Annotated in this window: 25 protein-coding genes; 14 read left to right on the forward strand and 11 right to left on the reverse strand. The window is 58.2% G+C overall.

The window, feature by feature from the left end; translation table 11 throughout:
* Positions 1–192: 192 nt before the first annotated feature.
* The 4 genes from LOH53_RS03985 (at position 193) to LOH53_RS04000 (ending at position 3,501) form a co-directional block, all read left to right on the forward strand.
* Positions 193–1,236 (forward strand): carbohydrate ABC transporter permease, encoded by a 1,044-nt coding sequence (locus LOH53_RS03985; RefSeq protein WP_230066439.1) that lies wholly within the window; start codon positions 193–195, stop codon positions 1,234–1,236.
* Complete coding sequence (locus LOH53_RS03990; protein ID WP_230066440.1) at positions 1,233–2,123, forward strand: carbohydrate ABC transporter permease; 891 nt, start codon at positions 1,233–1,235, stop codon at positions 2,121–2,123. Before LOH53_RS03985 ends, LOH53_RS03990 begins: the two co-directional genes overlap by 4 nt.
* Positions 2,124–2,143: 20 nt before the next feature.
* Positions 2,144–2,380: a hypothetical protein gene (locus tag LOH53_RS03995; RefSeq protein ID WP_230066441.1), complete on the forward strand. Its 237-nt coding sequence runs from the start codon at positions 2,144–2,146 to the stop codon at positions 2,378–2,380.
* Between the two features lie 74 nt (positions 2,381–2,454).
* On the forward strand, positions 2,455–3,501 hold the full coding sequence (locus LOH53_RS04000; RefSeq protein WP_230066442.1) for a LacI family DNA-binding transcriptional regulator: 1,047 nt from the start codon (positions 2,455–2,457) through the stop codon (positions 3,499–3,501).
* 40 nt (positions 3,502–3,541) lie between these two features.
* Here the strand turns inward: LOH53_RS04000 and LOH53_RS04005 are convergent, their stop codons facing one another.
* Positions 3,542–4,384: a hypothetical protein gene (locus LOH53_RS04005; protein WP_230066443.1), complete on the reverse strand. Its 843-nt coding sequence runs from the start codon at positions 4,382–4,384 to the stop codon at positions 3,542–3,544.
* A gap of 3 nt (positions 4,385–4,387) precedes the next feature.
* Entirely contained in the window at positions 4,388–5,191 is an 804-nt protein-coding gene (locus LOH53_RS04010) for an exodeoxyribonuclease III (protein ID WP_230066444.1), read from the reverse strand.
* Between the two features lie 691 nt (positions 5,192–5,882).
* On the opposite strand from LOH53_RS04010, the gene LOH53_RS04015 reads away from it, so the two are divergent.
* The 3 genes from LOH53_RS04015 (at position 5,883) to LOH53_RS04025 (ending at position 8,975) form a co-directional block, all read left to right on the forward strand.
* Positions 5,883–7,145 (forward strand): quaternary amine ABC transporter ATP-binding protein, encoded by a 1,263-nt coding sequence (locus tag LOH53_RS04015; protein ID WP_376991480.1) that lies wholly within the window; start codon positions 5,883–5,885, stop codon positions 7,143–7,145.
* Positions 7,146–8,000: an ABC transporter permease gene (locus LOH53_RS04020; protein ID WP_230066445.1), complete on the forward strand. Its 855-nt coding sequence runs from the start codon at positions 7,146–7,148 to the stop codon at positions 7,998–8,000.
* An 84-nt stretch (positions 8,001–8,084) separates the two neighbouring features.
* On the forward strand, positions 8,085–8,975 hold the full coding sequence (locus LOH53_RS04025; RefSeq protein ID WP_230066446.1) for a glycine betaine ABC transporter substrate-binding protein: 891 nt from the start codon (positions 8,085–8,087) through the stop codon (positions 8,973–8,975).
* Between the two features lie 225 nt (positions 8,976–9,200).
* Here the strand turns inward: LOH53_RS04025 and LOH53_RS04030 are convergent, their stop codons facing one another.
* The 5 genes from LOH53_RS04030 to LOH53_RS04050 all read right to left on the reverse strand — a co-directional run bounded on the left by LOH53_RS04030 (position 9,201) and on the right by LOH53_RS04050 (position 15,213).
* A complete protein-coding gene (locus tag LOH53_RS04030; protein ID WP_230066447.1) occupies positions 9,201–10,949 on the reverse strand; it encodes an AMP-binding protein in 1,749 nt (582 codons plus the stop codon).
* 89 nt (positions 10,950–11,038) lie between these two features.
* On the reverse strand, positions 11,039–11,860 hold the full coding sequence (gene nadE, locus LOH53_RS04035) for an ammonia-dependent NAD(+) synthetase (protein ID WP_230066448.1): 822 nt from the start codon (positions 11,858–11,860) through the stop codon (positions 11,039–11,041).
* 76 nt (positions 11,861–11,936) lie between these two features.
* Positions 11,937–13,745 carry a peptidoglycan D,D-transpeptidase FtsI family protein gene (locus tag LOH53_RS04040; protein ID WP_230066449.1) on the reverse strand — a complete coding sequence of 603 codons (1,809 nt, stop codon included), beginning with the start codon at positions 13,743–13,745 and terminating at the stop codon, positions 11,937–11,939.
* A 216-nt stretch (positions 13,746–13,961) separates the two neighbouring features.
* Positions 13,962–14,852 (reverse strand): DNA-3-methyladenine glycosylase family protein, encoded by an 891-nt coding sequence (locus LOH53_RS04045; protein WP_230066450.1) that lies wholly within the window; start codon positions 14,850–14,852, stop codon positions 13,962–13,964.
* Positions 14,845–15,213, reverse strand: a complete 369-nt coding sequence (locus LOH53_RS04050) for a VOC family protein (RefSeq protein WP_230066451.1) — start codon at positions 15,211–15,213, stop codon at positions 14,845–14,847. Before LOH53_RS04050 ends, LOH53_RS04045 begins: the two co-directional genes overlap by 8 nt.
* A 62-nt stretch (positions 15,214–15,275) precedes the next feature.
* On the opposite strand from LOH53_RS04050, the gene LOH53_RS04055 reads away from it, so the two are divergent.
* Entirely contained in the window at positions 15,276–15,740 is a 465-nt protein-coding gene (locus LOH53_RS04055; protein ID WP_230066452.1) for a MarR family winged helix-turn-helix transcriptional regulator, read from the forward strand.
* Positions 15,741–15,949: 209 nt separating this feature from the next.
* On the opposite strand, the gene LOH53_RS04060 is transcribed toward LOH53_RS04055, so the two are convergent.
* Complete coding sequence (locus tag LOH53_RS04060; RefSeq protein ID WP_230066453.1) at positions 15,950–17,014, reverse strand: NAD(P)-dependent alcohol dehydrogenase; 1,065 nt, start codon at positions 17,012–17,014, stop codon at positions 15,950–15,952.
* 46 nt (positions 17,015–17,060) lie between these two features.
* Here LOH53_RS04060 and LOH53_RS16910 point away from each other — a divergent pair, with 46 nt between their 5' ends.
* Positions 17,061–17,690, forward strand: coding sequence for a TetR family transcriptional regulator (locus tag LOH53_RS16910; protein ID WP_326832738.1), 630 nt, complete (start codon positions 17,061–17,063; stop codon positions 17,688–17,690).
* Positions 17,691–17,877: 187 nt separating this feature from the next.
* On the opposite strand, the gene LOH53_RS04075 is transcribed toward LOH53_RS16910, so the two are convergent.
* Positions 17,878–18,621, reverse strand: a complete 744-nt coding sequence (locus tag LOH53_RS04075; protein WP_230066454.1) for an SDR family oxidoreductase — start codon at positions 18,619–18,621, stop codon at positions 17,878–17,880.
* A gap of 102 nt (positions 18,622–18,723) precedes the next feature.
* On the opposite strand from LOH53_RS04075, the gene LOH53_RS04080 reads away from it, so the two are divergent.
* The 3 genes from LOH53_RS04080 to LOH53_RS04090 all read left to right on the forward strand — a co-directional run bounded on the left by LOH53_RS04080 (position 18,724) and on the right by LOH53_RS04090 (position 20,999).
* Positions 18,724–19,599, forward strand: a complete 876-nt coding sequence (locus LOH53_RS04080; RefSeq protein ID WP_230066455.1) for a helix-turn-helix transcriptional regulator — start codon at positions 18,724–18,726, stop codon at positions 19,597–19,599.
* Between the two features lie 141 nt (positions 19,600–19,740).
* The gene (gene pyrE, locus LOH53_RS04085) at positions 19,741–20,307 is read left to right on the forward strand and encodes an orotate phosphoribosyltransferase (RefSeq protein WP_376991427.1); all 567 of its coding nucleotides are present in this window, start codon (positions 19,741–19,743) and stop codon (positions 20,305–20,307) included.
* Between the two features lie 53 nt (positions 20,308–20,360).
* Positions 20,361–20,999, forward strand: coding sequence for a thymidine kinase (locus LOH53_RS04090; RefSeq protein WP_230066457.1), 639 nt, complete (start codon positions 20,361–20,363; stop codon positions 20,997–20,999).
* 86 nt (positions 21,000–21,085) lie between these two features.
* On the opposite strand, the gene phoA is transcribed toward LOH53_RS04090, so the two are convergent.
* A complete protein-coding gene (gene phoA, locus LOH53_RS04095; protein WP_230066458.1) occupies positions 21,086–22,786 on the reverse strand; it encodes an alkaline phosphatase in 1,701 nt (566 codons plus the stop codon).
* A gap of 236 nt (positions 22,787–23,022) precedes the next feature.
* Between phoA and LOH53_RS04100 the strand changes: the two genes are divergently transcribed.
* The gene (locus LOH53_RS04100; RefSeq protein ID WP_230066459.1) at positions 23,023–23,865 is read left to right on the forward strand and encodes a hypothetical protein; all 843 of its coding nucleotides are present in this window, start codon (positions 23,023–23,025) and stop codon (positions 23,863–23,865) included.
* A 9-nt stretch (positions 23,866–23,874) separates the two neighbouring features.
* On the opposite strand, the gene LOH53_RS04105 is transcribed toward LOH53_RS04100, so the two are convergent.
* Positions 23,875–24,669 carry an HAD-IIA family hydrolase gene (locus LOH53_RS04105; protein WP_230066460.1) on the reverse strand — a complete coding sequence of 265 codons (795 nt, stop codon included), beginning with the start codon at positions 24,667–24,669 and terminating at the stop codon, positions 23,875–23,877.
* Between the two features lie 109 nt (positions 24,670–24,778).
* Here LOH53_RS04105 and LOH53_RS04110 point away from each other — a divergent pair, with 109 nt between their 5' ends.
* Positions 24,779–25,435 (forward strand): TrmH family RNA methyltransferase, encoded by a 657-nt coding sequence (locus LOH53_RS04110; protein ID WP_230066561.1) that lies wholly within the window; start codon positions 24,779–24,781, stop codon positions 25,433–25,435.
* Positions 25,436–25,484 lie beyond the last annotated feature (49 nt).

Raw genomic sequence — 25,484 nt, forward strand, 5'->3', positions numbered from 1 at the left:
CTAAAACCGTTGATCAAGCGATGAAGGACATGCAAGCAGCGATGGCTTCCGCCAGTTCGCAGTAAGCAGTCCACAGAAAACGCCGTTTGTGCGCTGTGGTGTCCTAGGCGCAGCCTAGGACACCACAGCGCAGGCACCTCCCCACGCATGGTGAAGTAAAGAAATTCGTCCTGAAGGGAACGCAACATAAAGATGTCAACACATCTCCAGCCGGCGTCCACACCCGGCAGAAAAACAGCCCCCGGGGGTGAGATACCACCCGGCGGGAACAAGGAAGTTGGCGCAGACCGTAAGGAAAAAACTCAGGGCCGCGCTGCAGCCTTGCTCATTGCCCCGACTCTGGTGGTCTTGGCCATCGTCATTTTGTATCCCGTGATCAATGCCATTTACATGTCTCTCCAACAGGACAAAGGTCTTGACCCGGTTACCGGTAGCTTTGTTGCCGGCGGGTTTGCCGGGCTGGCCAATTACATGCACTGGCTCTTTCAGCAGTGCAATTCGCCCACTGGAACCGCAAGCTGCCCGCCCGGAACGTTGGGGGCCCAGTTCTGGTCCGCCACGGGCATCACCTTCTTCTTTACTGTGGTGACAGTCTTTTTCGAAACTATTCTGGGTTTCTGGATGGCAATCATCATGGCCCGGACCTTCCGGGGCCGTAGTATTTTGCGTGCTGCGGTGCTGGTGCCGTGGGCCATCCCCACAGCTGTGACCGCCAAGCTGTGGTTTTTCATTTTTGCCTTCGACGGAATCGTCAATACCCTCTTTCATACCGACATTTTGTGGACCGGAAGCCAAGGCCCGGCCCAGGCCGCGATTATCATTGCCGACATCTGGAAAACTACGCCCTTCATGGCCCTGCTGATCTTGGCCGGTCTGCAAATGATCCCTGCGGAGGTCTACGAGGCCGCCAAGGTTGATGGCGCAACGGCCTGGCAGCGATTCAGGCTCATTACTTTGCCACTGGTGAGACCGGCACTCATGGTGGCCATCCTATTCCGCGTACTTGATGCCCTGCGGATGTATGACCTCCCCGCGATCATGACTGGCGGAGCCAACGGAACCACCACCCTGTCCATCCTTGTGGTCAAGCAGATCACGGTGGGCTTCAACTCGGCCGCAGCATTGTCCACCATTACGTTCTTGATCATCTTCGTTGTGGCATTTATCTTTGTGCGGTTCCTTGGTGCTAATGCCGTCGAATCAGCTAATGGCGGGGCGAAGGTGAAGCTGAAATGAGTACCGCAACCCAAACAGTGAAAAACAGCACGGCTGCCGCCAAATCTGTTGCTCGTACGCGGCAAAACTGGACCAGTGCACGCACATACATCAGCGCGGTGCTCATCGTGCTTTGGTGTCTGCTGCCGTTTTACTGGATGATAGTCACAGCTTTTCGAGATGTGGGCTACACGTTTGACTCCACACCCTTTTTCACGCACGTCACCTGGGATAACTTCAAGACTGCATTTTCCGCTAACCTAGGGAACCACCTGGGCCGGGCACTGGCAAACTCTCTCTTTATTTCCGGCGTCACCACCGTTGTTGCGTTGCTTTTTGGCGTCTTTGCCGCCTACGCTTTGGCGCGGTTGAACTTCCGTGGCAAGTTTCTTGTGCTCGGCGTAATTCTCGGAGCATCGATGTTCCCCGGCGTTGCAATCGTCACTCCGCTGTTTCAGCTGTTCAGCAACATCGGGTGGATGGGCAGTTACCAGGCGATGATCATCCCCAATATTTCGTTTGTTCTTCCATTGACTGTTTACACGCTGACGTCTTTCTTCCGTGAAATGCCGTGGGAGCTGGAGGAAGCGGCTCGCATTGACGGGTGCACGCAAGGACAGGCGTTCCGCAAGATCATAATGCCGCTGGCAGCCCCCGCGGTGTTCACAACCGCCATCTTGGCCTTCATTGCAGCGTGGAACGAATATCTGATTGCCAGCATCCTCTCCAGCGACGCGACACAGACGGTCACTGTGGCGATCGCCCGTTTTGCTGGCTCCCAACCGCACCAAGAACCGTACACAGCCGTCATGGCTGCTGGCACGGTGGTCACCATCCCGCTGGTTATTTTGGTATTGATCTTCCAGCGCAAGATCGTAGCTGGCCTCACGGCCGGGGCGGTGAAGTGAGCATGGCGAGGGAGAAAAAGTTGGACCCCCTGCATATCCCTTCATCCAAAGTGAAAAGTGGGGAAGACTTCGACATCATCATCGGGTTCTTGGGATTTTGGGTCGTCGTCGTCTTCTTGATTACTGTCTGGCAGGAACTTTCTGGGCAGCCAGCGCTGGCGTGGGCCTTGGGTTTGTTGGCGCTCTGTCTGGGCCTGTGGGGTATGATCCGACTTCGAAGCAAGCTTCCTGCGCGGCGTGGAAGACGGGAACGCTAACGAAATAGATCCAACTGCGTCATCCCGGTACAGACGATTCGTGAGGGGCGCATTGGACTCATGGAGGCCACGCAATGGCAGCCTCATACCTGAAGAAAGGGGTAGCCATGGGAGTCAGTATTGATGACGTCGCAGCGCAGGCGCATGTCTCCACGGCCACTGTTTCGCGAGCGCTAAGGGGGCTACCACGGGTCAGTGAGCCAACGAGGGCTAAGGTGCTGGCCGTGGCGAAGTCCATGGGTTATGTGGCGTCGCCGTCGGCCAGGGGTCTGGCATCTGGGAGGACGCGGACGGTAGGGGTGCTGGTGCCCTACGTGGACCGCTGGTATTTTGGCCACGCCATTGAAGGGATAGATCAAGTACTTCGGGATAACGGCTATAACTTGTTATTGTTCAGCCTCGGTGGCTACGTCCATGGAACAAAGCGCAGTTTCACCGAAAGCATGGTGCGCAAACAAATCGATGCTTTGCTAGTGCTCTCCCTAGGCTTGTCCCCAGAAGAATTACGCCAACTTCACACCACTGACATTCCCTTGATGTCCGTGGGCGGCCCGGTAGAGGGCTGTAGCGGTATCTATATTGACGACGTCGCAGCGGCTTCCGCTGCCACAGAGCACCTGATCGCTTTGGGACACCGCCGGATCGGCTATCTGCGTGGTGGGGTCCAGGACGAGCAAAACTTTAAGGTTCCAGCTCTGCGTACCGTTGGCTTTGAGGCTTCCATGGCGCGTGCGGAGCTGTCTCTGCATCCGGAGTGGAACGTGCCGGGCGATTTCACCGTCGCGGAGGGAGTCCGCGCTGCGGCAGGTATCTTTGACCTGGCTGGCCCGAATCCAACTGCCATCTTTTGCGGTTCGGATGAGATGGCGTTGGGTCTGCTCTTTGAAGCGCAGCGTCGAGGCATCCGTGTGCCGGAAGAGCTCTCCGTGGTGGGCATTGATGACCACGACTTTTCCAAGGCCGCCGGGTTGACCACGATCGCCCAAAACCCCTGGGAGCACGGCCGGGCAGCAGCCACCATAGTGCTGTCCGAGCTCGATGGAAAGAAGGAACCGCAGAAGAAGCCGTATATGCCCTTTGAGTTGGTGGTGCGCAACACCACCGCACCTCCAATGAGCTGAGCAGAACTCAGAGAAACTAGCTGATGTGCCAAGCGAAACGTCAGTTGGCTCGCCCCAGGGCTCTAATGGGAGTCCACCGGTTCGCCAGGCGTCGATACGCGGCCGCGGCACCCGTCAGGTCGCCGTCGGCCAAGCATGCCAGCCCAGCATGGACGTCTGCAGGAGACTCATCGGGATGAAGTCTGTGTGCGAGGGGACCATAGTCCAGCTCGACTACCCCGTCCCCGTCGAAAGCCGTCAGCCAGCCATGGAGAACATTCAGCTCCTCGAATAAGTCCAGCTCGGAAGCCACCTCGGCTAGCATTTTCAGAGTCCGGCTGGCCCGTTCCGCAGCCACCGCAACGGGGACCTGGATGCGGACAGTGAGCACCCGGCCATTTGCCTCCACCACTTCCATGCGGTCGTTGGCGTACACCAGAGTGAACCAGCTAAACGGAATTCCCCAGGTGGAGGTGCGGGTCTGGATAGTAGCGCCAAGAGAAGGTGCCGTTTCTAACCGCTGCAGGTGACGATCCCATTCGGTGTCAGGGACCACCAGCTTGGCCAGTTGGCCCAGAGGCCCGGAGAGCAGCTCCGTTGTTGCGACCATGGATCGAGCCACCAATTGATTGGGTGCGTACAGCAGAGGGGTCTCAACAGCCATCTGGAACACGCGCACCCTGTCTACGGAAGGCGTCGGAAGCATCTTGGCTGTGGGTCGGCTGACGCGCCCCAGCGAATCTGCGAGTTCTTGCGCATCGACGCTTATGGTGTTTTGATCCGCGTCTATCAGGGATGCAATGTAGCTGAATTCTTCTTGTGTATAGGCTTCCCGCGGCAGGTATACGCGCAGGCTGGAGACAAACGGCAACTGCATTCCGCCTAAGTACAGCCCGCTGTGCATTTGTTAACTCAATTCCACGATTACGGGCGCATGATCGGAAGCGCCCTTGCCCTTGCGTTCTTCGCGGTCGATCTTCGCTTCGGTGACGCGTGCCGCCAGAGCTTGCGAGGCCAGGACAAAATCGATGCGCATGCCTTCTTTTTTAGGGAAGCGTAGTTGCGTGTAGTCCCAGTAGGTGTAGACGCCCGGGCCCGGGCACAAGGGACGGACGACGTCGGCGAATCCCGCCGCTTCAAAGGCGCCGAACGCTGCGCGCTCTGGGGCGCTGACGTGAGTGAGCCCTTGTTCGAGGAAAAAGTCAATGTCCCAGACGTCCTCATCCCGAGGTGCGATATTCCAGTCGCCCATCAGTGTTATTTGCGCGGTGGGGTCTTCGGCCAGCCAGCTTGCGGCCTGATTTTTCAGTTCCGCCAGCCAAGAAAGTTTGTAGGGCATATGTTCGTCGTCCAGGGCGCGGCCATTGGGCACGTACAGGCTCCAGATCCGCACGCCATCGCATGTGGCGCCGATCGCACGTGCCTCCTGAACGGGGTCCTTACCGCCTTTGCCGAAGGACGGTTGACTCGCGAAGGTGCGTTCAACTTTCTCCAGCCCTACCCGTGAGGCTATGGCAACGCCATTCCACTGACTGTTCCCAAAGTGGGCCACCTCGTAGCCGTTATTTTCGAACAGCTCCCAGGGGAAGTTCTCGTCCTTGCATTTGGTTTCTTGAATGGCCAGGACGTCGACGTCGGTCCGGCGCAGCCAGTCCTCAACGCGGTCGGCACGGGCGCGTAACGAGTTCACATTCCAGGTAGCAATCTTCACGTAGCCCAAGTTACCGTGTTAAGCCCTGTTTGGGGGCCGGTCCACGGAGCTGATCCGAACTTTGGCACAAATTCGTGCGGGAAGCTGTGGGGGAACTAGCAGCTATTCCACCATCTGGTGTGATAAATGGCACCGCATTTGTGGCCTGAGACCCCTAAAATATAGGGTTTTGGTCACAATGCCGTAACTCCTGCCTCACCGCGCCATGGCACGGGCTAGGCCCATATTGCTTGGAACGTGCTTGCGAAATAAGCCCAAATTTACGCTGGTAGCGAAAGTGTCTTTGTTAGTGTCGTTACCAACCAGTAAACCGAAAAGCCTGCGGGCGGCTGGAAATCGAGGTACCTCAGGTGGCGAACCAGCCGCCGGAGATGATTTCTATCCAAAGACAGGCCGTGACGAACTGGCGGCAGGGATAGCTTCCCGTTCCCCATCACCAGGTGGGACCGTCTTTTCTTAGACTTCCCGGCCGGAAGTGTAGGAAAGCGAAGAGTTTGACGCGTACCAATGCCTGCAGCACGACCATGCAACCGCAGCACCCGCAACCTTTCGGCTCATTCGAAAGAGCGGGCTGTAGTGCGTAGATGGGTAGTCAGTGCACGAATCCACGCTAGAAAAGCACCCAGATATTTCATCCGAGGTCAACGTAACAGCCGATCCCAGGGCTTTGTCTGACGGGAACGGCGTTGCCCTGCGCGTCGAACATGTTTACAAGGCTTTTGGCAAGCGTCCTGCCGAGGTCGTGAGAAGGCTGAAATCCGGTAAGACCCGCCAAGAAGTGGCAACGTTGGGTACGGCAGCAGTCATCGACGCCTCTTTTGAGGTCAAAAAAGGTGAGATTTTTGTTGTTATGGGCCTCTCCGGCTCGGGCAAATCCACCCTCATTCGGACCCTCAACGGGTTGTGGGCGCCCACAGAGGGCTCCGTCGTCATCGGTGAAACAGATATCTCCAAGATCACCGACAAGGAACTGCGCAAGGTGCGCCAGCGCCACGTCTCCATGGTCTTCCAGCATTTCGCGCTGATGCCACATCGGACGGTGCTTGAGAACGCTGCGTACGCCTTGGAGGTCCAAGGCGTAGCGAAAGAAGACAGGCTAGCGCGTGCCGAGAAGGTTCTTTCACTGGTGGGCCTTGAAGGCTGGGGCGCGAAGCTTCCGTCGGAGCTCTCCGGAGGCATGCAGCAGCGAGTAGGTTTGGCACGCGCGCTCTGCGCAGAAACTGACATCCTGCTCATGGATGAGGCCTTTTCAGCCCTTGACCCGCTGATCCGTCGCGAAATGCAGGAACAGCTTGTGGTCTTGCAGTCAGAACTGGGCAAGACCATCATTTTCATCACCCATGACCTTAACGAGGCCATGTTCTTGGGCGATCGGATCGCGGTCATGCGTGATGGTGAGATCGTCCAAATAGGCACTCCGGATGAAATCCTCACCAGCCCAGCGAACGACTACGTTGCACAGTTCGTCCAAGACGTTGACAGGACCCGCGTCCTGACTGCAGGCGGAGTCATGGAACCGCCGCTGGCAGTCGTCAACCTCTCCGGAGGTCCCCGCAATGCTCTGCGGACCATGGCTGATTTGCAAGTTTCTGCAGCCTTTGTGGTGGATCGTCGGCGCATGTATCACGGCGTGGTCCGTGACCGTGATGTCATGGCTCTGGTGGAAAAGCGGGGCACCGACCTTTCTGCTGCCGTGCGCAACGGCATTGAGCCGGTTGCGCCGGAGACGGCACTCAACGACCTATTCGGCCGCGCCGTTGAGAGTCCTATTCCACTTCCGGTAGTTGACCAGGCAGGACGCCTCGTCGGCGCTTTGCCTCGCGTGACGCTGCTGGCTGCTCTCGGTAACGTCCCGTCCACCACGGGTGAGTTCCCCATAGTCGACGCCGGAGTAGCGCCGCTGCCCGAACAACTTGTCACGGCCGCGCTGGCCAAGACTGAAGGAGAGGCATAAATGGAAGACACATTTAGAATTCCCCTTGGTGACTGGGTAGAAGTTGGCCTTGATTGGCTAACAACTACCTTCGATAGCGTCTTCGCGCTTATCCGCACGGTTTTCGTTAATGCTTACGACGGGCTGGACTGGTTACTGACAGCCCCGCCGTTCTGGATTCCCTTGTTGGTCCTGGCGGCCATCGCGTGGAAGGCAAGTAGCTGGAAGCTTGGCGTGGGAACCTTGGTCAGTTTTCTTCTCATTGTGGGAGTGAACCAATGGGAGAACGCCATGGATTCTCTGGCCCTGGTAGTCATCGCCACAGCTGTGGCGGTAGCCATCAGCATTCCACTGGGCATCTGGGCTGCCAGTTCACGGAGGGTCTCCTCGATCATCCGTCCAATTCTGGACTTCATGCAGACCATGCCCGCCATGGTTTACCTGATTCCGGCGCTTCTGATGTTCCGTGTCGGAGTGGTGCCAGGAATTGTGGCCACGATCATCTTTTCGATGGCACCGGGCGTCCGTTTCACCGAACTCGGTATCCGCGGCGTTGATGCAGAAGTGGTGGAGGCTGGGCATGCCTTTGGCTCCAGCCCGGGAAACATCCTGCGTCAGATTCAATTGCCACTGGCCCGGCCCACCATCATGGCCGGCGTCAACCAGGTGATCATGCTGTCTCTGTCAATGGTGGTCATTGCAGGCATGGTCGGAGCAGGCGGACTCGGAGGAGACGTGGTTGCGGCATTGAGCCGGATCGACGCCGGACTCGGATTTGAGGCTGGCATCGCTGTGGTCATCCTTGCCATCTACTTGGACCGGGTCACGGCCAGCCTGGGCAGTCACAAGAAAGCCCCCGTTCTTCAAGCCGCCTAAAGGCTGATCACAAAACAAGAAATACCACGATTTACAACCAATCGCGGCTGCACACTTATGTGCTGCCATTGAAAGGAATAAACCATGAAGAAGAAGTTTTTGGGATTCGCTGCGATCGCAGCAACACTGGCACTCGGTCTGAGCGCCTGCGGATCCGGTAGCGGAAGCGCGACACTGGATAACGGGGATAAGAAAAACGTCAAGATCGCTGTGTTCAACGGCTGGGATGAAGGCATCGCAGCGTCGGAACTATGGAAGTCGATCCTTGATGAGAAGGGCTACAACGTCAAGCTGGAAAATGCCGACGTCGCTCCCGTCTTTTCCGGGCTTTCCACGGGTGACTATGATCTGACCTTGGACACTTGGCTGCCCGTCACACACAAGACTCTGATGGATAAGTATGGTGACAAGCTTGCCGAACTCGGAGAATGGAACAGCGAAGCCAAGCTGACCATCGCTGTAAATAAGGACGCTCCCATCGACTCACTCGACGAGTTGGCTGCGAACGCGGATAAGTTCGGGAACCGGATCGTGGGAATCGAGCCCGGCGCCGGCCTGACCGAAGCTACCACCAAGAAGGTCATCCCCGGTTACGGCCTGGAAAAGATGGACTACATCACCTCTTCAACTCCGGCAATGCTCTCGGAATTGAAGTCAGCCACTACCAAGGGCGAGAACATCGCCGTCACCCTCTGGCGCCCGCACTGGGCCTACGACGCCTTTCCGTTGAAAGACCTGAAGGACCCAAAGGGTGCCCTCGGTGACACAGAAGGTATCTACGGTTACTCTCGTCTGGGCTTGGGTGACGACTTCCCGACGCTCAACGGCTGGTTGAAGAACTTCAAGATGGACTCCGAGCACCTCTACTCCCTCGAGAACGCAATGTTCAACGGTGAGAAGACTGACAACTACGGTCCGGCAGTGAAAAAGTGGATCGCGGACAATCAGGAATGGGTCAATTCCCTGACTGCTTAGTCTGTAGTTTGGCAGGATCGGAATCCTCTCGGCGACTTTCCGACTTTCGGCCGTGGGCGGCCTTGAGTCTCCCTGACGTCGCCTCCGAGGACACCGGTCCTGCTTTGGGTTTGGCAGGTAGTTTGGCAGGATCGGAATCCTCTCGGCGACTTTGCAGACTTTCGGCCGTGGGCGGCCTTGAGTCTTTCTGACGTCGCCTCCGAGGACACCGGTCCTGCTTCGAGGCTACTGGCCCGTTGGGAAATCCGAATCTAGGTATTCCCGGCCCAGGCCAACCGGAACGGGTGCGCCCGGCAACTTTTCTTCGACAGAATCGTTGCCGTGGCGCACTTCTTCGTTGGCGCGGAGTTGAACGCGGCGAATCTTCCCCGAGATGGTCTTGGGCAGTTCTGAAAATTCCAGGCGACGAATGCGTTTGTAAGCTGGCAGGTGTTCGCGGCAATACGCGAAGATCTCTCCAGCCAAAGCGTCGCTGGGCTCGTAGGCAGCTGCCAGAACCACGTAGGCTTTGGGAACGTTGAGACGAAGCGCGTCCGGTGAAGGGACCACAGCGGCCTCGGCAACGGCTGGGTGTTCGATCAGCACGCTTTCGAGCTCGAACGGGGATAGGCGGTAGTCCGAGGACTTGAAGACGTCATCGCTGCGGCCCACATAGGTCAAGATCCCATTTTCATCCCGACTTGCGACGTCGCCCGTATGGTAAAAACCATTCCTGAACGCGTCAGCTGTCTTTTCCGGGTCACCGTAGTAGCCCTTGGTGAGCCCCACAGGGGTGGGATCCAGGCGCAAGCAAAGTTCGCCGTCGTCCGTTTCTTCCCCGGTCAACAAGTCCAGCAAAACTACGTCGTAACCCGGCAGAGGGCGGCCCATAGAACCGATCTTCACCGGCTGGCCGGGGGTATTGGCCACCTGGACAGTTGTTTCGGTCTGGCCGAAACCGTCGCGGATGAGCTGGCCCCACGCTCGCTCAACCTGGCCAATGACCTCGGCGTTGAGCGGCTCACCGGCGGAGACAACCTTTTTGGGCGGATTTTTCAGCAATGTCAGATCCGCTTGGATCAGCATGCGCCACACGGTGGGGGGAGCGCAGAAACTCGTCACGTGCTCGGCGTCCATTTGGGCCATGAGGGCCTTGGCATCAAAGCGCGTGTAGTTGTAGACGAAGACGCAAGCCTCCGCAATCCACGGGGTAAAAACGTTGGACCAGGCATGCTTCGCCCAACCCGGTGAAGCCACATTGAGGTGAACGTCGCCGGGCTCCAATCCAATCCAATACATGGTGGAGAGATGGCCAACCGGGTACGAAGTGTGAGTATGCTCCACGAGCTTGGCCTTGGACGTCGTTCCGGAGGTGAAGTAAAGCAGCATGGTTTCGTCCGCCTTGGTGGGTGCGTCCGGAGTGAAAGCCTCCACCGAATCCGCGCTCCCGGCGTAATCCACGACCGTGCGGCCAGCACCAGGGAGCGCGTCCCCGACATTTACCAAGGTGTAATCCCCGGGAACCTGAGCGAACTTGGGCATGTCTTCGCCGCGGGCAGCGATCCACGTTGCCGCACCTCGATCCACCCGATCGGCCAAATCTGCTGGCCCCATCATGGTGGTGGTCGGGATCATGACAACGCCGAGCTTGATGCAGGCAAGCATGAGTTCCCACAGCTCTACCTGGTTGCCAAGCATGATGATCATGTGTTCACCGCGAACAATGCCTTGACCACGCAGCCAATTGGCCACCTGATTGGAGCGCAGAGACAGTTCCCTGAAAGTGCGTCTGGTTGCGGTGCCATCCGCTTCCACAATGACCAGTGCTGGTTTGTTCCCTGAGGTCGGATCGGCGGCGATCGCGTCGATCCAGTCCAGTGCGAAGTTGAATTCTTCGAAGTGTGGCCAGGAAAATTCCTTCTGGGCGCGGGCATTGTCCAAGCGCAGATCCAGTAGTTGTTGGCGCGCGGCACGGAACTCTTGCGTGACGGTCATGGTGTCCACCTTCCGGCTACTTTGCCGAGTTTATGTTTCTGCCTTGAATATACGCGACGCCGTGGCCTGGTTCGCTCACTTTTGGTGGGCTAGCGCCACCAAGTGTCCAGAAGCGAGACCGGGATGGCGCGCTTATGGCGGCTGTTGAGGAAGCGTTTTTCAATGCTCGACGCCGGGGTGTCGCCAATGTCCTTGCCCTCTAGATAGTCGTCGATCTGCGCATAGCTCACACCCAGTTCAGCCTCATCCGTGCGGCCCGGAATGCCATCAAGGAGATCGGCTGTCGGGACTTTGGCCCACAGCTGCTCCGGCGCGCCAAGGTGTTGGAGTAGTGCACGGTTTTGGCGCTTATTGAGAGTGTAGAGAGGCAGAATATCGGCGCCACCGTCGCCGAACTTCGTGAAAAATCCCGTCACTGATTCCGCGGCGTGGTCGGTGCCAATCACGAGTAGATTTTCCTGACCAGCCAGTGCATATTGGGCCACCATCCGGGAGCGTGCCTTGACGTTTCCCTTATTGAAATCAGAGATTGCGCTGGTAGCGCTCTTGGCGAATTCGACCGTAAAGCCGTCTACGGCTGGGGCGATGTTGAAGGTTTTTGCCGTCTTCGCGTTGATGAACGCCAGCGCCATTTGGGCGTCATCCTCGTCGTGCTGGATGCCGTAGGGCAGACGCAAGGCAATGAAGTTTGCGGTGATGCCTTCTTCGGCCAATTCTTCGACAGCGAGCTGTGCCAAGCGGCCGGCAAGTGTTGAGTCAAGTCCTCCGCTGATACCGAGCACATAGCCTTTCGTGCCGGTCTTTTTGAGGTAGTCCTTAAGGAATTGCACCCGTCGTTTCACCTCGGTAGCCGGGTCAATCACGGGTTGGACGCCGAGTTCTGCAATGATTTGTGCCTGAAGTTCGCGCATGGACTAAGAGTATCCTTCACGACGAAAATCGGGCACTATTAGCCGGGTCATAATAAACGTGATGGGCGGCCCCAGTTCACTGGTCAAAATATTGCGGAAGCTTCACCGAAGGCGTGGTTGACGGGGGGACGTTGTAAGTCTGGAGAACTTGTCCCATGACCTCATTGAAAGTTGGGCCTTGGCTGACTCCATAGATCAGGCCCTGGGGACGCTGAACCGTGATGAGAACTACGTACTGGGGATCATCCATGGGCGCCATTCCCGCGAATGAGGACGTGTAGCCGTCAAAGCCATGTCCGTTGTCAGCAGGCGACTCCGCTGTACCAGTCTTTCCACCCACTCTATAGCCGGGAATGGAGACATTTTTAGCATCGGCAACGGTTGTCACGCTCTCAAGAATGTCCCTCACTTTCTGTGCAGTTTGCGGGCTCACGACAGTTGTTCCAGGCCGCTGCGGGACTTTTTCTTCGGTGCCGTCAGGGGCAATATAGGCATCAACTATCTGAGGGTCCAACCGGACGCCATTGTTGGCAATTGTCTGGTAGATCATTGCTGTCTGCAGTGGTGTTTGGGCCACGCCCTGTCCAAACAGAACCGTGTACTCCTGCCGGCCATCCCATTTCGATGGTTGGGCCAAGATTCCTGCGCTGACCCCGGGCAGCGGAATGTTTGGCTGCTGGCCGATCCCGAAGTTGTGGAGGTAGTCGTAACGTTGCTGGGGGGTGAGCTTTTCCCCGGCCATCACCGTTCCGGTGTTTAGCGAATCTCCAATCACACCGGCAAAAGTTCGGTTTTCTGTTCCGTGCGGGAAGGCATCCGTGAAAGTTTGTCCATTGACCGTGTAAGTAGGGGGAATCACCAGGTGGGTGTCCGGCTCTATGAGTCCTTCTTGAATCAGCGCCGCGGCTGTAACGGTTTTTTCCGTGGAACCCGGCTCTATGGCGGCCGTCACCGAGCGAGCACCCCGGTCCTCCGCCTTAGACGCGCCGGGGTTGCCGGGGTCAACCGTTGAGGTGTCCCCGAGGGCAATTATCTTGCCCGTTTTGACTTCAGCCACGACCACGTTGGCCCACTCGGCACTGTACTGCTGCTTTTGCTGTTCAGCTGCGCGTTGGGCAAAGAACTGAATATCAGAATTGACCGTTAGTTTTACGTCCTCACCGTTAACCGGGGCAGTAACGGATACGGGCGCGGTAGGGATAATGATTCCGTTGGCTCCGCGCTGGTATGTTCGCTTACCGTCCTTCCCGGTGAGTTTGGCATTCATGCTCTGCTCAATGCCGGCTAGTCCTTTGCCATCGGTGCCAACAAATCCGACGATATTTCCGCCCACCGATCCCTGCGGATAGACACGCTCACTGGTGGCTTCTGAGTAGACGCCTGGCAGGCGCAGTTTCATGACTTTGTCCTCCGTGTCCGGAGGTACATTTTTAGTCACGTAGGCAAAATTGGTGTCACCGCTCGCGGTTTTCGTGACCGCACTCAGGTCTAAGCCGAGGACCCCGGCTAATTCCGTCAATCCTTGCGTTCGAGTGAGTTCTTCTATGTTGCCATTTGGATCTAGCCGTTTGAAGGTGGTGGCCTTGGAGTTGTTCTTGGGCGAGATGGTGATGTTATAGCGCAGGACGCTCTCTGCTAGAACTTTGCCGTTGGCATCAATAATCTTGCCCCGAACTGAGGGGAGGGGCTGGGTTACTGTCCGCTGCAGGACCGCCTGCTCAGCGTTGCCATTTAGGTCCAAGCCCTGAATTAGCACCAGTTTGACTGAAACAATGAGCAGAAGGGCTATCAAGATTGATATCCCAACTCGCATCCGTCGTCGAGCACTCTTAGCAGACAGGCCCACTATTGGCCCGCCAGGGTTGTTTTGTGAACTTCGAACCATCGGCAATCCTCAAGACATAGCTGCGCAAGTGCTGAACTGACTAGACCCGCTAAGAGGTCTACCCCCGCCCGGTTCTCTAGTTCGCAACTTTAGGCCTTAAATATGGGACGAAGCTGAAAGCAAACAAGTGAATGTTCTCACTGTGGCTCAGGGCAGCCGTGGTTGGCGAAGCTGTGATCGCCATTGCTTGTGCGGCGCAGCGGTGTGTGAAATCGCTCAACGCCGGTGCTCTGGCCTTCCTCGTGTGATCTCTTGCGTGCGTTCTTCTCGAAGTGCGCGCAGGTAGACGCTGGCCCAAGAGCGGAACGGTGCCCATGCCTTGCTGATCTCTGCCGGAGCGCGCTCAATGCCATATTTTTCAGCTATTTCGGCGTCGAGGCGCTTCTCGTTCCGTGGAATGACGTCGGGAAAGTTGGCGCCGCGGATGACGATGAGATCAGCCGCGAATGGGCCGATTCCCTTGATCTCCTGCATTTGTCGCAGCGCTTCTGCAGCGTCGAGCGCGCGCAGTCGCTCGCCAGAGAGTTGCCCGTCCAAAGCAGCCTCCGCGACTGCCTGGAGGTATTCGTTCTTTCGACCTGGCAAATCCAGATCGAGGCCCAGCAGAACCGAAGGTGTCGGGAAACTGCCGCGATCTCCGTGGGAGTTCAGGAGCCGTGTCTTGATGGCGGCTGCCTGGCGCATCTGAACGCGCTGCGAAAGCACCGACCAGACGGCGGCTTCGTAGGGAGAATAGAAACCGCACGGTCGCAGCCCTGGCAGTTGCTGCTGCGCGTTCTTGATGACCGGATCGAGGACACCGACATCCGGCCAGCCCCGACCGTCGATATCCAACGACAAAAACCGAAGCACCTGGGCCGTGGCGGCTTCGAGATTTCCGCTACCGGCGACGGCGATCCGTACCGCGTCATCTTCCTGTGAGATCACAGCATCCACTCGCTGCCAATCGTCGTCGCACACAAAAGTCGCTTCAATATTGGCTTCGGCGGCCTGTACGTTTAGCGCAGAGGGCGAAAACCCTTCCCAAAATCGTCGGCTGGTAGTCAGTGACCAAGGGCCAGCCACGGAATGAAGGGACTCCAGCCGCTCAACCGCGGACTCAGGCACGGTCGTGAAGAGTGATCTGGTAGCCGTCAGGGTCAGCAAAAGTGAACGTGCGCCCGAACGGACCGTCGATCGGCTCCGACGTAATGCGGAACCCATCAGCGAGGAGGGTGTCGTGGACTTGTTGGGAATCAGGGCTGTGGAGCCATATGCCGATGCCAAGCCCGAGCTGAGATACCGAATCGAGGTCGACTCCAGGAAGTGGCGAGCGCACGGCGAAGGATGCCGGTGTCGTGTTGAACACGACCGCGTGAGGCGGCCCGGGCTGGCGGGTGAAACCGAGGTATTTTTCGTAGAACTCGGCTGAGGCAGAGAAGTCACGAACCTGCAAAGAGATGAATCCTGGGCCGGATGTGTTGGACATGGCGTTCTCCTTCAGAGTATGTCAGTTTGCTGACATAGATTACTTTATGTCAGAATACTGACATGAGTCAAGCAGCTTCTGGGATAGATCTGGAGACGTCGTTGGGATACCTGATGAAGGAGGTTTCGAGCGCGCTCCGAATAGAAATGGAGACTGTGCTGCGCCCGCTCGGTATGACAATAACCCACTATTCGTGCCTTGAGCTCTTAGCTCAACGACCGGGCCTGTCAAACTCCGCTCTAGCGCGCGGCGCGTTTGTCACCCGGCAGTCAATGAACGTGCTCCTCATGGCTTTGGAAAGTGACGGGATTCTCACCAGACTTACCCGTCCGATCGCTGGACGCGCTCTACCTGCGGAACTCACGCTGAAGGGCAGAGAGCAGATGGCTCGCGCCAGCGCGGCCATCAAGTCTGTGGAAGAGCGGATGAAGAGAACGCTCAGCCCGGACGAGGAAGCTGTTTTGAAGGATCTCTTGAAGCGCTGCGCACAATCGCTACCAAGCGATCCTGAAGAACAAGCGAACTGAGCAGTTCAAATCGGAGTTGATCCAGGCCCATCGCGCTTAATATGAGCATCAAGAGCCTGCGCCATTACCTAAGCCACTTCTCACTCTCGGACCGCGCTGACCTTTAGGCGGTTGGGGTAGGCGCAACGATTTCATGATGCAGCTGATGCGGGTGTTTGGGAGCGACACCCGCATCAGCTGCCGTATGAATGGTGCCGAGGGCGAACATATTAATGTGGCGGCTGTAGATCGTCATCGATTGACCGGAAGTCGAGAACGAAGCGGTAGCGGACGTCATTGCGGGCAAGCCTCTCGAACGCCGTGTCCACTTCCATAGCCGGTAGAACCTCGATGTCGGCGACGATGCCGTGCTCGCCACAAAAATCGAGCATCTCCTGCGTGGCCCGGTGCCCGCCACTGCCGCCGGACGCGAGGCGCTTGCGCCCACTCAGCAGCTCAAGTGTCCGCACGGTGACGGTGCCGAGGTAGCCGAGTGAATACAGGGTGCCGTCGAGGTCGAGCGCCCTCAGATAGGGGCCGAAGTCGTGGTCGACGGCGACAGTGTCCAAGATGGTGTCAAGAGACCAGTGACTGTCCTTCATCGCGTGCCGGTCCGTGGAGACGACGACGCGCTGAGCTCCGAGGGCCCGGGCGTCGGCCGCTTTCGCGGGCGTGGTTGTAAAGACCGTCACCTCCGCTCCTAGTGCTCGCCCGAGCCTTACAGCGAGATGGCCGAGGCCGCCAAGACCCACGACGCCGAGCCGCGTGCCGGGTCCCACGCCGGCAGCACGGAGGGGTTCCCAAACGGTGACGCCCGCGCACATTAGGGGCGCGACGGCGGCGGGGTCGAGTACCGTGGGCCGGCTATACACAAATTTCTCCCGCACCACGTACCGCCCGGAAAAGGCACCGTTCGTCAAACTACCGTCCAGACGATCCGTCCCTCCGTAGGTGAGCGTTGGAAACTCCTCGCAGAAGTTCTCCTGGCTGACCTGGCACATCCGGCAGGTGCCGCAGGAGTCGACGATGTTGCCGACCGCGACGGGGTCTCCGGGGACAAATCCCGTGACGCTGGGACCGACCTGGACAACCTCCCCGACAAACTCGTGGCCCGGTACCAGCGGGAAAACACCGCCTGCCTCCGCGGGAGTGTGCAGTGCGTGCACGTCTGAATGGCATACGCCGCAGAAGCTCACGCGGATGTCCACGTCGTCCTCGCGGAGCTCTCGTCGTTGAATTGTGGCCGGGGTGAAAGGCCCGGCAGCCTTGAGTGCTTGAAGGGCAATGGTTTCCATTCCGTTCATCATACCTACTAGTTGGTAGTATATGTACACTGGGTGCATGTCCAAAGCCGTAGAGACCCGCCAGCGCATTCTCGCTGCGGCGACAGAAGAGTTCGCTACACACGGCATCGCGGGCGCTCGCATTGATCGAATCGTCAGTGCATCCGGAGCCAGCAAACCGATGCTCTACGCCTACTACGGCTCGAAAGAGCAACTATTCGACACAGTGTTCACCGCTCACGTCATCGCTAACAGCGGCCGGGTGCCCTTCACCGCAAGCGATCTTCCTGGATACGCGGTGCGGTTGTACGACGACTACCTGAGCGACCCCGCGTTGCTTCGCCTCGTCGCATGGAAACGCCTCGAGCGTGTGCCAGATGCCTACCTCTACGCTGGCCTAGAAGAAAATGATGCCGCACACCTCCGCGACATCGCACAGCAGCAACGCGAGGGTCGTATCCACGCAAACCTTGAACCCATTGACGTATGGTCGCTCTTGATCTCGGCAACGTCGACATGGGCTCAGGCCTCGGTCACTGAGATCGCCAAAGTCAACGACAGCGAAGCTGTACATCGCAGGCGCCGCCTCGCGCTGGCGTTCATGGTGCGGTCAGGACTCTGCTCTCTTCCTCAAGACGAAGCTCAATCCCAACCGCCTCCGGCAGGTACCGACAGTCGGCACCTCTGAATTCAAGCATCCACAGGCAACAACGTCAGGGATGTGGCATGAAGGGGGCCGAACTGCCTGTTGCGGCGCCGACGGCGTTACGTCATGTGGTTACCCCAGAGCGGCCCGGGCGGTTGTTTCCTGTTGCTATGGCAGTGCCGTCCCTCTGGAGTCCGATGGAGTGCCAACCCCCGACCAATGGAAAAGCTCAGCGGTCGGCTAACAACGCGAAAATCTTGTCGTAGGTGCCTTGAGCTGCAGCGAAACGTAATGGTTTAACGTTTTCCACGAGGATCTCCTTTGCATCGGGATCCTCGTGCAGGATGGACATTACCTCGCTGAGGAACTCATCGAGTGGCATCGCGTTTTCTGCTTCTTGGCTTCCCATCAAAGCCGTCCGCACAGCTGGTGGGATAAGTTCCAGAACCTGGATCCCGGCCGGTGAAAGCTGTTGCCGCAAGACTTCCGAATAAGCATGAATTCCGGCCTTCGTCGCGTTGTAGGTCGGCGTTGCAGACAACGGTACGAAGGCCAGTCCCGAAGAGACAGTGATGATCGTCGCGTCAGGTTTGCCGACCAGCAACGGGGCGAGCGCCGTGATGGTTCGGATAGGACCTAGCAGGTTGGAGCTTATAGTTGCTTCTGCCGTTGAAAGATGAGCTGGGTCCAGAAGGTTCTCTGGATGCATGATACCGGCGGCAGTGATGAGCACGTTTAATTCAGGGTAGTCGCGTAGGACGGTATCGCGCAGGGCGTTGATCGAGGCCGGGTCATCGACATCCAACGGCAATCCGAAAATGCCAGGGTTATTTGCAGAGATGGACTCAAGGAGTGCGCGACGGCGACCGGCGATGATGACTGTGTTGCCCTCGTCTTGGAACCGCTGGGCGAGGCCGAGCCCGATGCCCGAAGTTCCGCCGGTGATGAGAATGGTGTTTCCTGTCATGTTCATAGGAACTAGTAAATCCACTGCATCGAAGATCAACAAGGACGCGTTTATCCGTGGATCGAGAGTCAGTGGATAAGTAACTCAATTCAAGGGAGAGTGGAGAATATGGATAGATCAGAGCTCGCCAGCTTCCTTCGCAGCCGTCGACTTGTGCTGCAGCCCGAAGACGTCGGCCTGTCACGCGGCCCCCGCCGGCGAACGCCCGGCCTGCGCCGGGAAGAGGTGGCAGAGCTGGCCCAAATGTCGACTGACTACTATGCCCGCCTTGAACGCGGTGGCGGACCCCAACCGTCCGAGCAGATGGCCGCCTCGATTGCGCGGGGACTCCGTTTGACTTTGGCTGAACGGGACCACCTTTTCCTATTGACCGGGCATAGTGCGCCTAAGCGTGTCCTGCGAACCGAGCACGTCAACCCCGGACTCATGCGGGTGCTCGATCGCCTTGGCGATACTCCTGCCCAGATCATGACAAGACTTGGTGAGACCCTTGTACAGACAGGCCTGGCAGCTGCGCTCATGGGCGAACAAACCCACTTCACCGGGCTTCAACGCGCGAACGTGTACCGCTGGTTCACCGATCCATCGTCTCGCGCCATCTACCCCGTCGAGGACCACCTTCACCACGGCCGCATTTACACGGCACAGCTGCGGGAGAGAGTCGGCGCCGAGGGCGAAAAATCTCCCGCAGCGGGGATCGCCGAGGCGCTGCGCAAAGTGAGTGCAGAGTTCTCAGAGCTATGGCGCGAACATGAAATTGGTCTCCAATACACTCAGGACAAAACATTTGTGCATGCTGAGCTTGGCCTTATCAACTTGCACTGCCAGAACCTGCTTGACCCGGACCAATCTCAGGTTCTTCTCGTCCTAACGGCCACACCAGGCAGCGAGAGCTATGAGAAACTCAAGATGCTCTCCGTCATCGGCAGCCAGCGCCTGAGCGCACCTACCCCAATGGAAGGATCCGCGCCGGGATTCATCTAGGCGCGGGTTACTGCAAAGATGCAAAGGACAGCAGCCATCAACATGACTGCTACCGTTTCTGCGCTGGCCGGCCGTGGCTACATCGTCGTGATGATACGTAAGTGAGCATGATAGCGCCCGCGCACCTTTAGAATGGAAGCCATGACCCAGACTTTCGCCGCTGACCGCGCCCGCCTGCTCGAACTGATCAAGGAATTGGCCGTCGTTCGCGGCAAAGTGATCCTCTCCTCCGGCAAGGAGGCCGACTACTACATCGACCTTCGCCGCATCACACTTCACCACGAAGCCTCACGACTTGCAGGACGTGTCATGTTGGCGATGCTAGAGGACGCCGGTATTGAGTTTGAAAGCGCGGGCGGGCTAACCATGGGAGCAGATCCCGTCGGCACGGCTCTTATGCACGCGGCAACCGACGCCGGACGGAACATCGACGCCTTCGTAGTCCGCAAGCTCCAGAAGTCCTATGGCATGGGCCGCCAGGTGGAAGGACCCGACGTGAACGGGCGCGACGTCGTCGTCCTCGAAGACACGTCCACCACTGGCGGATCAGCACTGACCGCCGTTGAGGCGGTGCGCAAGGCCGGGGGCGTTATCAAGGCAGTCGCCGTGATCGTAGACCGCGACACCGGTGCCAAGGAACGTATCGAAGCCGAAACCGGTGTTCCGTACCTGTTCGCTTTCGGCAAGGACGAGCTCGGCCTGGACTGAAACTACGTTTCACGAAACGAGACCACCTCGCACGCACTCTTGAAGGGACTGCCTTGTCCAAGCTTTACTTCCGTCATGGCGCCATGAACTCTGGAAAGTCCACGGGGCTGTTGCAGGTGGCGTTTAACTACGAGGAACGCGGGCAACGAGTTCTACTCGCCAAACCGGGTATCGATACAAAGGGCGCCGGTGAGATTGTTTCCCGTCTGGGTATGACTCGCAGCGTGGATTTCCTCATTCAACCTGGAGAGGATGCCCGGGCCTTGTTCGGAGCACATGCGGCCGGGGATGATCCTGACGCACTCCTAGAACATGTCCAGGTCCCGCCGGTGGCCTGCCTGCTGATCGACGAGGCCCAGTTCCTCACCCCGGAACAAGTTGATGACCTGTTTCGGATTGCCGTGCTGGATCGCGTACCGGTCATTGCGTACGGATTGCGCACCGACTTCCTCACCGTGGCTTTCCCAGGATCGGCACGGTTACTGGAGATCGCGCACTCGTTAGAAGAGCTGAAGACGATTTGCCGGTGTGGACGCAAAGCGCTGTTCAACACCCGTCGCGTCGGAAGCGAGGTGGTGTTCGACGGCGACCAAGTCGCCATAGACGGCGCTGACGTCTGGTACGAATCACTCTGTGGGAATTGCTATCTGGAGGCATCCGGTGGTCAGCTCCTGAGCAGCAAACGCTCCTGAGGAGTCGAACAAAACGCAGTACGCGCTTAACACGCGCAGAGGAGGAAAGCTGAAACTTTCCTCCTCTGCGCGCGTGTGGCGGTGACTTAGATCGTTGTGTGTGTAGCGCGGGTACGACGCCGGAGTATGAGGCCCACCGTCAGCAGGGCCATGGCCGCGGCGGCCAAGAAGCCCGCCGTCGAGCCGGTCCAGGCTAGTGATCCGGGTCCGGAGCCACCCCCTGCGCCAGGTACCGCGGCAGCGGAGTTGGTGGGCTGGTCTGCGGGCAGAGTGGGAGACGCGCTATCCGACGGTGTCCCCTTATCTCCCGGTGATGGACTTGGTGTCGCCGTCGGGAGCGGGGCGGGTAGCACAGCCTCCGGATCCAATTTCAGCGTGTTCGTCACGGTGAAGAACAAATCTGTTTGGTCGCTCAAACCCACGACATTGGCGGCGCCGGGGCCGAAGGCGGCAATGCGAACTTGTGAGCCGGTGTGCGACTGTGAATTGCCGTCTTCTGCTGTGCCGTAGGAGACCGTCATGGTTTCCCCGTCCAGGGTGGTCAGGCTGCGGGTGAGGCCGGGGGTCGTGGCACCGGCGGAGATGATCTGGCTGCTGTGTGCATGATCCGCTGTGACAACCACCATGGTGTTCCCATCGACCCTGGCAAAGTCCAAGGCGTCCTTCACTGCCTCGTCCAAGTCAACGGTTTCGCCGATCTGGCCACAGGGATTGGCTGCGTGGTCCTGCTTGTCGATGCTAGCTCCCTCTACTTGAAGGAAGAATCCTTTGTCACCGGTCTTGAGCAGCTCGATGGCCTTGGACGTCATCTGGGACAGTGATGGCTGTTCCGCAGTGCGCTGCGGGTTGTCTGTGCAGGTGATCGGGGCTTCTCCGCCTCCCGTATGAGTCGCTTTCGCGCCTTCCCAACGGACGGCCATGTTGCCCGGGGTGAACAGGCCCAGCAGGGGTGCGTTTGCATCCGCGGTCTTGATAGCGTTCAGCTCAGTGGCCGTTGATACAGTCTTGTAGCCCCGGGCAGCGGCCTGCTCCGTCAGGGTTTTACCAGCCCAGTCACCGGCTGTTGCGGTCTCCGCGAACGTTGCCGAGCCACCGCCTAGAGAAACATCCGGACGAGTATCAAGCAACTGTTCGGTGATTGAGCCCTTGCCGCCGTTCTCCAAAGCATTTTCAGGGCAGCTCTTTGTGGTTGCAACAGGGCCGTAACACTTACGGCCACTGACCGAGGCGACCTGAACGGCGGGTGTGGCGTCCTGAAGTTCCGCTGTGGAAACATTGCCTGTCTTTAGTCCGTTGGCCTTGGCGATCTGTAGCAAAGATTTTTGGGCTACACCGTTGACGTCTACGGAGATTGCACCGTTGTAGGACTTGGTTCCCGTAGCCCATGCGGTACCGGTGGCAGCGGAATCGGGGGTGTAATTTGGTCCGCCCGTTGATTTGTTCAACGCGTACGTTGTGTACTGGCCTGTCAACGGCAGGGAATCGATGCCAGGGAACGCTCCAGCCGCGCCGCGTGCGTAGTTGCGGGCAATGGTGATTTCGGAATCGCCCATGCCGTCGCCAATCAGCAGGATCACGTTCTTGGCAGGGCCGTCAATTATTGACGCCGCAACGTCCGCGGCATGTGAAGCGGATGAGCGCTGTGCTCCACCATGGGTTGTAATATCCGGAGCGGCTGCGAGGACGGGGCCTGCGGTGGCCAATGCGCAGGTGGACAGGATGGCGGTGGCAAAAGCGAGCTGTGCGCCTCTGCGCCGGTTCGGCTTCTTATGCTCGTGAATGTGCACGGTGAGATCCCTTCAAGCGTTCCTTGATGGCCGCTCTGTGGCTGCGGCCTTGCCAACCCAGCTTGCCGGGTGAAACAAGACATCGTCTGGCGTGAACATTGACCCGGCACCAACCGCACATGAACAAGAGGTGGAGAGCCATGGGTAGCTGTGCCCATGGCCGCAGGGTAGGGCTGACGTTAGGCTCACTGTAATAATGCTGCTGCAGTGGCCGCGTAGATAAAGGGGAACAACAGATGTCCATGCCGCCACAGGGCCAGCCCCCGCAAGGCCAACCGCCAGTTCCGCAGCAGGGTCAGCCGCCGGTTCCACCGCAAGGCCAGCCAGCCCCTAATTTCTACGGCTATCCGCAGCAGGTTCACCCTGCCGCCCCGCAATTCGCTGCGCCAGCCGCCAACTATGGGATGCCTGTGCAGCTCGCTCCGGGACGGCGTAAAAAGTCAGTCCTGCCGTGGATCGTTGGCGGTGGGCTCGCCACGGTTGCTGTGCTTGCCGTTGTTCTGGTCCTCATTTTGGGGATGCTGGGCAAGAGCGGGATGGAGCCAATGAGCGCTGCGCAGACCAAGACTGCGTCCTTTTCCTATCCAGACTCATGGAACGTGGTGGATACCAGCAACGTCACGGTCATCAGTCCCGATGGAAGTACGCCAGCAGAGAGATTTGTGGCACGAAAAGGTGACAAACCCAAGACTGCGTTGCTTGTCTACGAGGCAACCGAACGCCCTGCGTCGTCCGTCTCGCGTGAGAAGATCAGTAAGTCCGTTGACACCGGACTGAGGCTTCAGTTGGAGTTATCGCAAGCTAAACTCGTGGAGCTGCGCAGCACGGCAGGCTTTGGGTGTGCGTCAGAGTTTTCTTACACAAACAAGCCAGCCATTGTTGATAACGACAGTTTCTACGGGTACAGCTACGGCTATACCTGTACCTCATTCACGGGCCCCATCCAAGGCGAGTACTTGGTTGGCTTTGACACCGCCGGAGTGGCGCACCGTCTGACGGTGGAGGCGCTGTCAGCGGAATGGTCCGCCCACAAGAAGAGCATGGAAGCAATAATTGGCTCCTTCGTGCCTTCCGTCTAGTCTGCCGTCCTAGATCTCCGCAATCAGATCCGCAACAGAATCTAACGCCTGATCCGGGCGGAACGGATAGGCATCAATGTCCTCTGGCTGAGTGATTCCGGTGAATACCAGCACCGTGTGGAGACCAGCCTCCATGCCTGCAATGATGTCGGTGTCCATGCGGTCACCAATCATGGCCGTTGTCTCCGAATGAGCCTGAATGCGGTTCATGGCTGAGCGAAACATCATCGGGTTTGGTTTGCCCACAATGTAAGGTTCACGCCCCGTGGCTTTGGTGATCAAGGCAGCAATGGCGCCCGTGGCTGGCATGGGACCTTCAGCTGAAGGCCCTGTGGCGTCGGGATTGGTGGCGATGAACCGCGCCCCGTTGCTGATCAGACGGATTGCCCGGGTGATGGCTTCAAAAGAGTATGTGCGAGTCTCCCCGAGCACCACGTAGTCAGGGTTCTGGTCGGTGAGAATAAAGCCAGCCTCGTGCAGCGCCGTCGTCAATCCCGCCTCACCAATGACAAAAGCACGACCGTGCGGCATCTGGGCCTTGAGGAATTGGGCCGTAGCCAGTGCCGAGGTCCACAGGTTTTCCTCAGGTATTTCAAGTCCTGATGCCCGCAGCCTGGCGGCGAGATCACGCGGGGTGAAAATTGAGTTATTCGTCAGCACCAAAAATCGCTTGGACGTGTCCACCCAGCGTTGAATCAGTTCTGCTGCCCCAGGCACGGCTCGGTTTTCATGGACCAGAACACCGTCCATATCGGTGAGCCAGCATTCAATATCGGCGGGCTTGCGGTTGTTGAGCTTGCTCATCGTGCCTCCTGGATTTTGTGCGGTGCTACCAGTCTTCCAGATTTAGTGCTGGAGTCAGCATGCCAACGGCTAAAGTTGAACGGTGAACAATCCCAGTAATACCCCGGAACTGCCCGCTCACCATCAGGGGGACGGGGCGCATCAAGAACTCCATCATGAGGTTGGCGTAGGTCCATGGGAGGGAGAACTTCCCGAAGGCGAACAGTGGGATCTGGAATTGCTTGCCGAAGGAGACCGCCGCAACGTCCTGGACCAATATCGTTACTGGAGCATGGACGCCATTGTCGCTGACCTGGACACCCGCCGTCATGACTTCCATATTGCCATTGAAAACTGGCAACACGATATGAACATCGGCACTGTGGTGCGCACAGCCAACGCTTTTTTGGCCAAGGAAGTGCACATTATTGGTCGACGGCGCTGGAACCGGCGCGGAGCCATGGTCACTGACCGTTACCAGCATGTCCGCCACCATCCCACGGTGGAGGACTTTGTTCAGTGGGCGCACGGCGAAGGCCTGGCGATCATCGGCATCGACATCTTTCCGGACTCTGAGAAGTTGGAAACATATGAGCTACCGAAGAACTGCGTTCTGGTCTTTGGCCAGGAAGGGCCAGGGCTAAGCCCCGAAGTTCACGACGCGGCGCAGGCGGTCCTTTCGATCGAGCAGTTTGGCTCCACCCGTTCCATCAATGCTGCCTCGGCTGCAGGTATTGCCATGCATGCCTGGATTCGCCGTCACGTGTTCGAGCAAAATGTGAGCTGAACTTGAGAACCCAGCGGATGACGTGGGCGAAAAGAGTCCACGCAGTGGA

It is taken from the genome of Arthrobacter cryoconiti, from assembly GCF_020905375.1.
Lineage (GTDB): Bacteria > Actinomycetota > Actinomycetes > Actinomycetales > Micrococcaceae > Specibacter > Specibacter cryoconiti.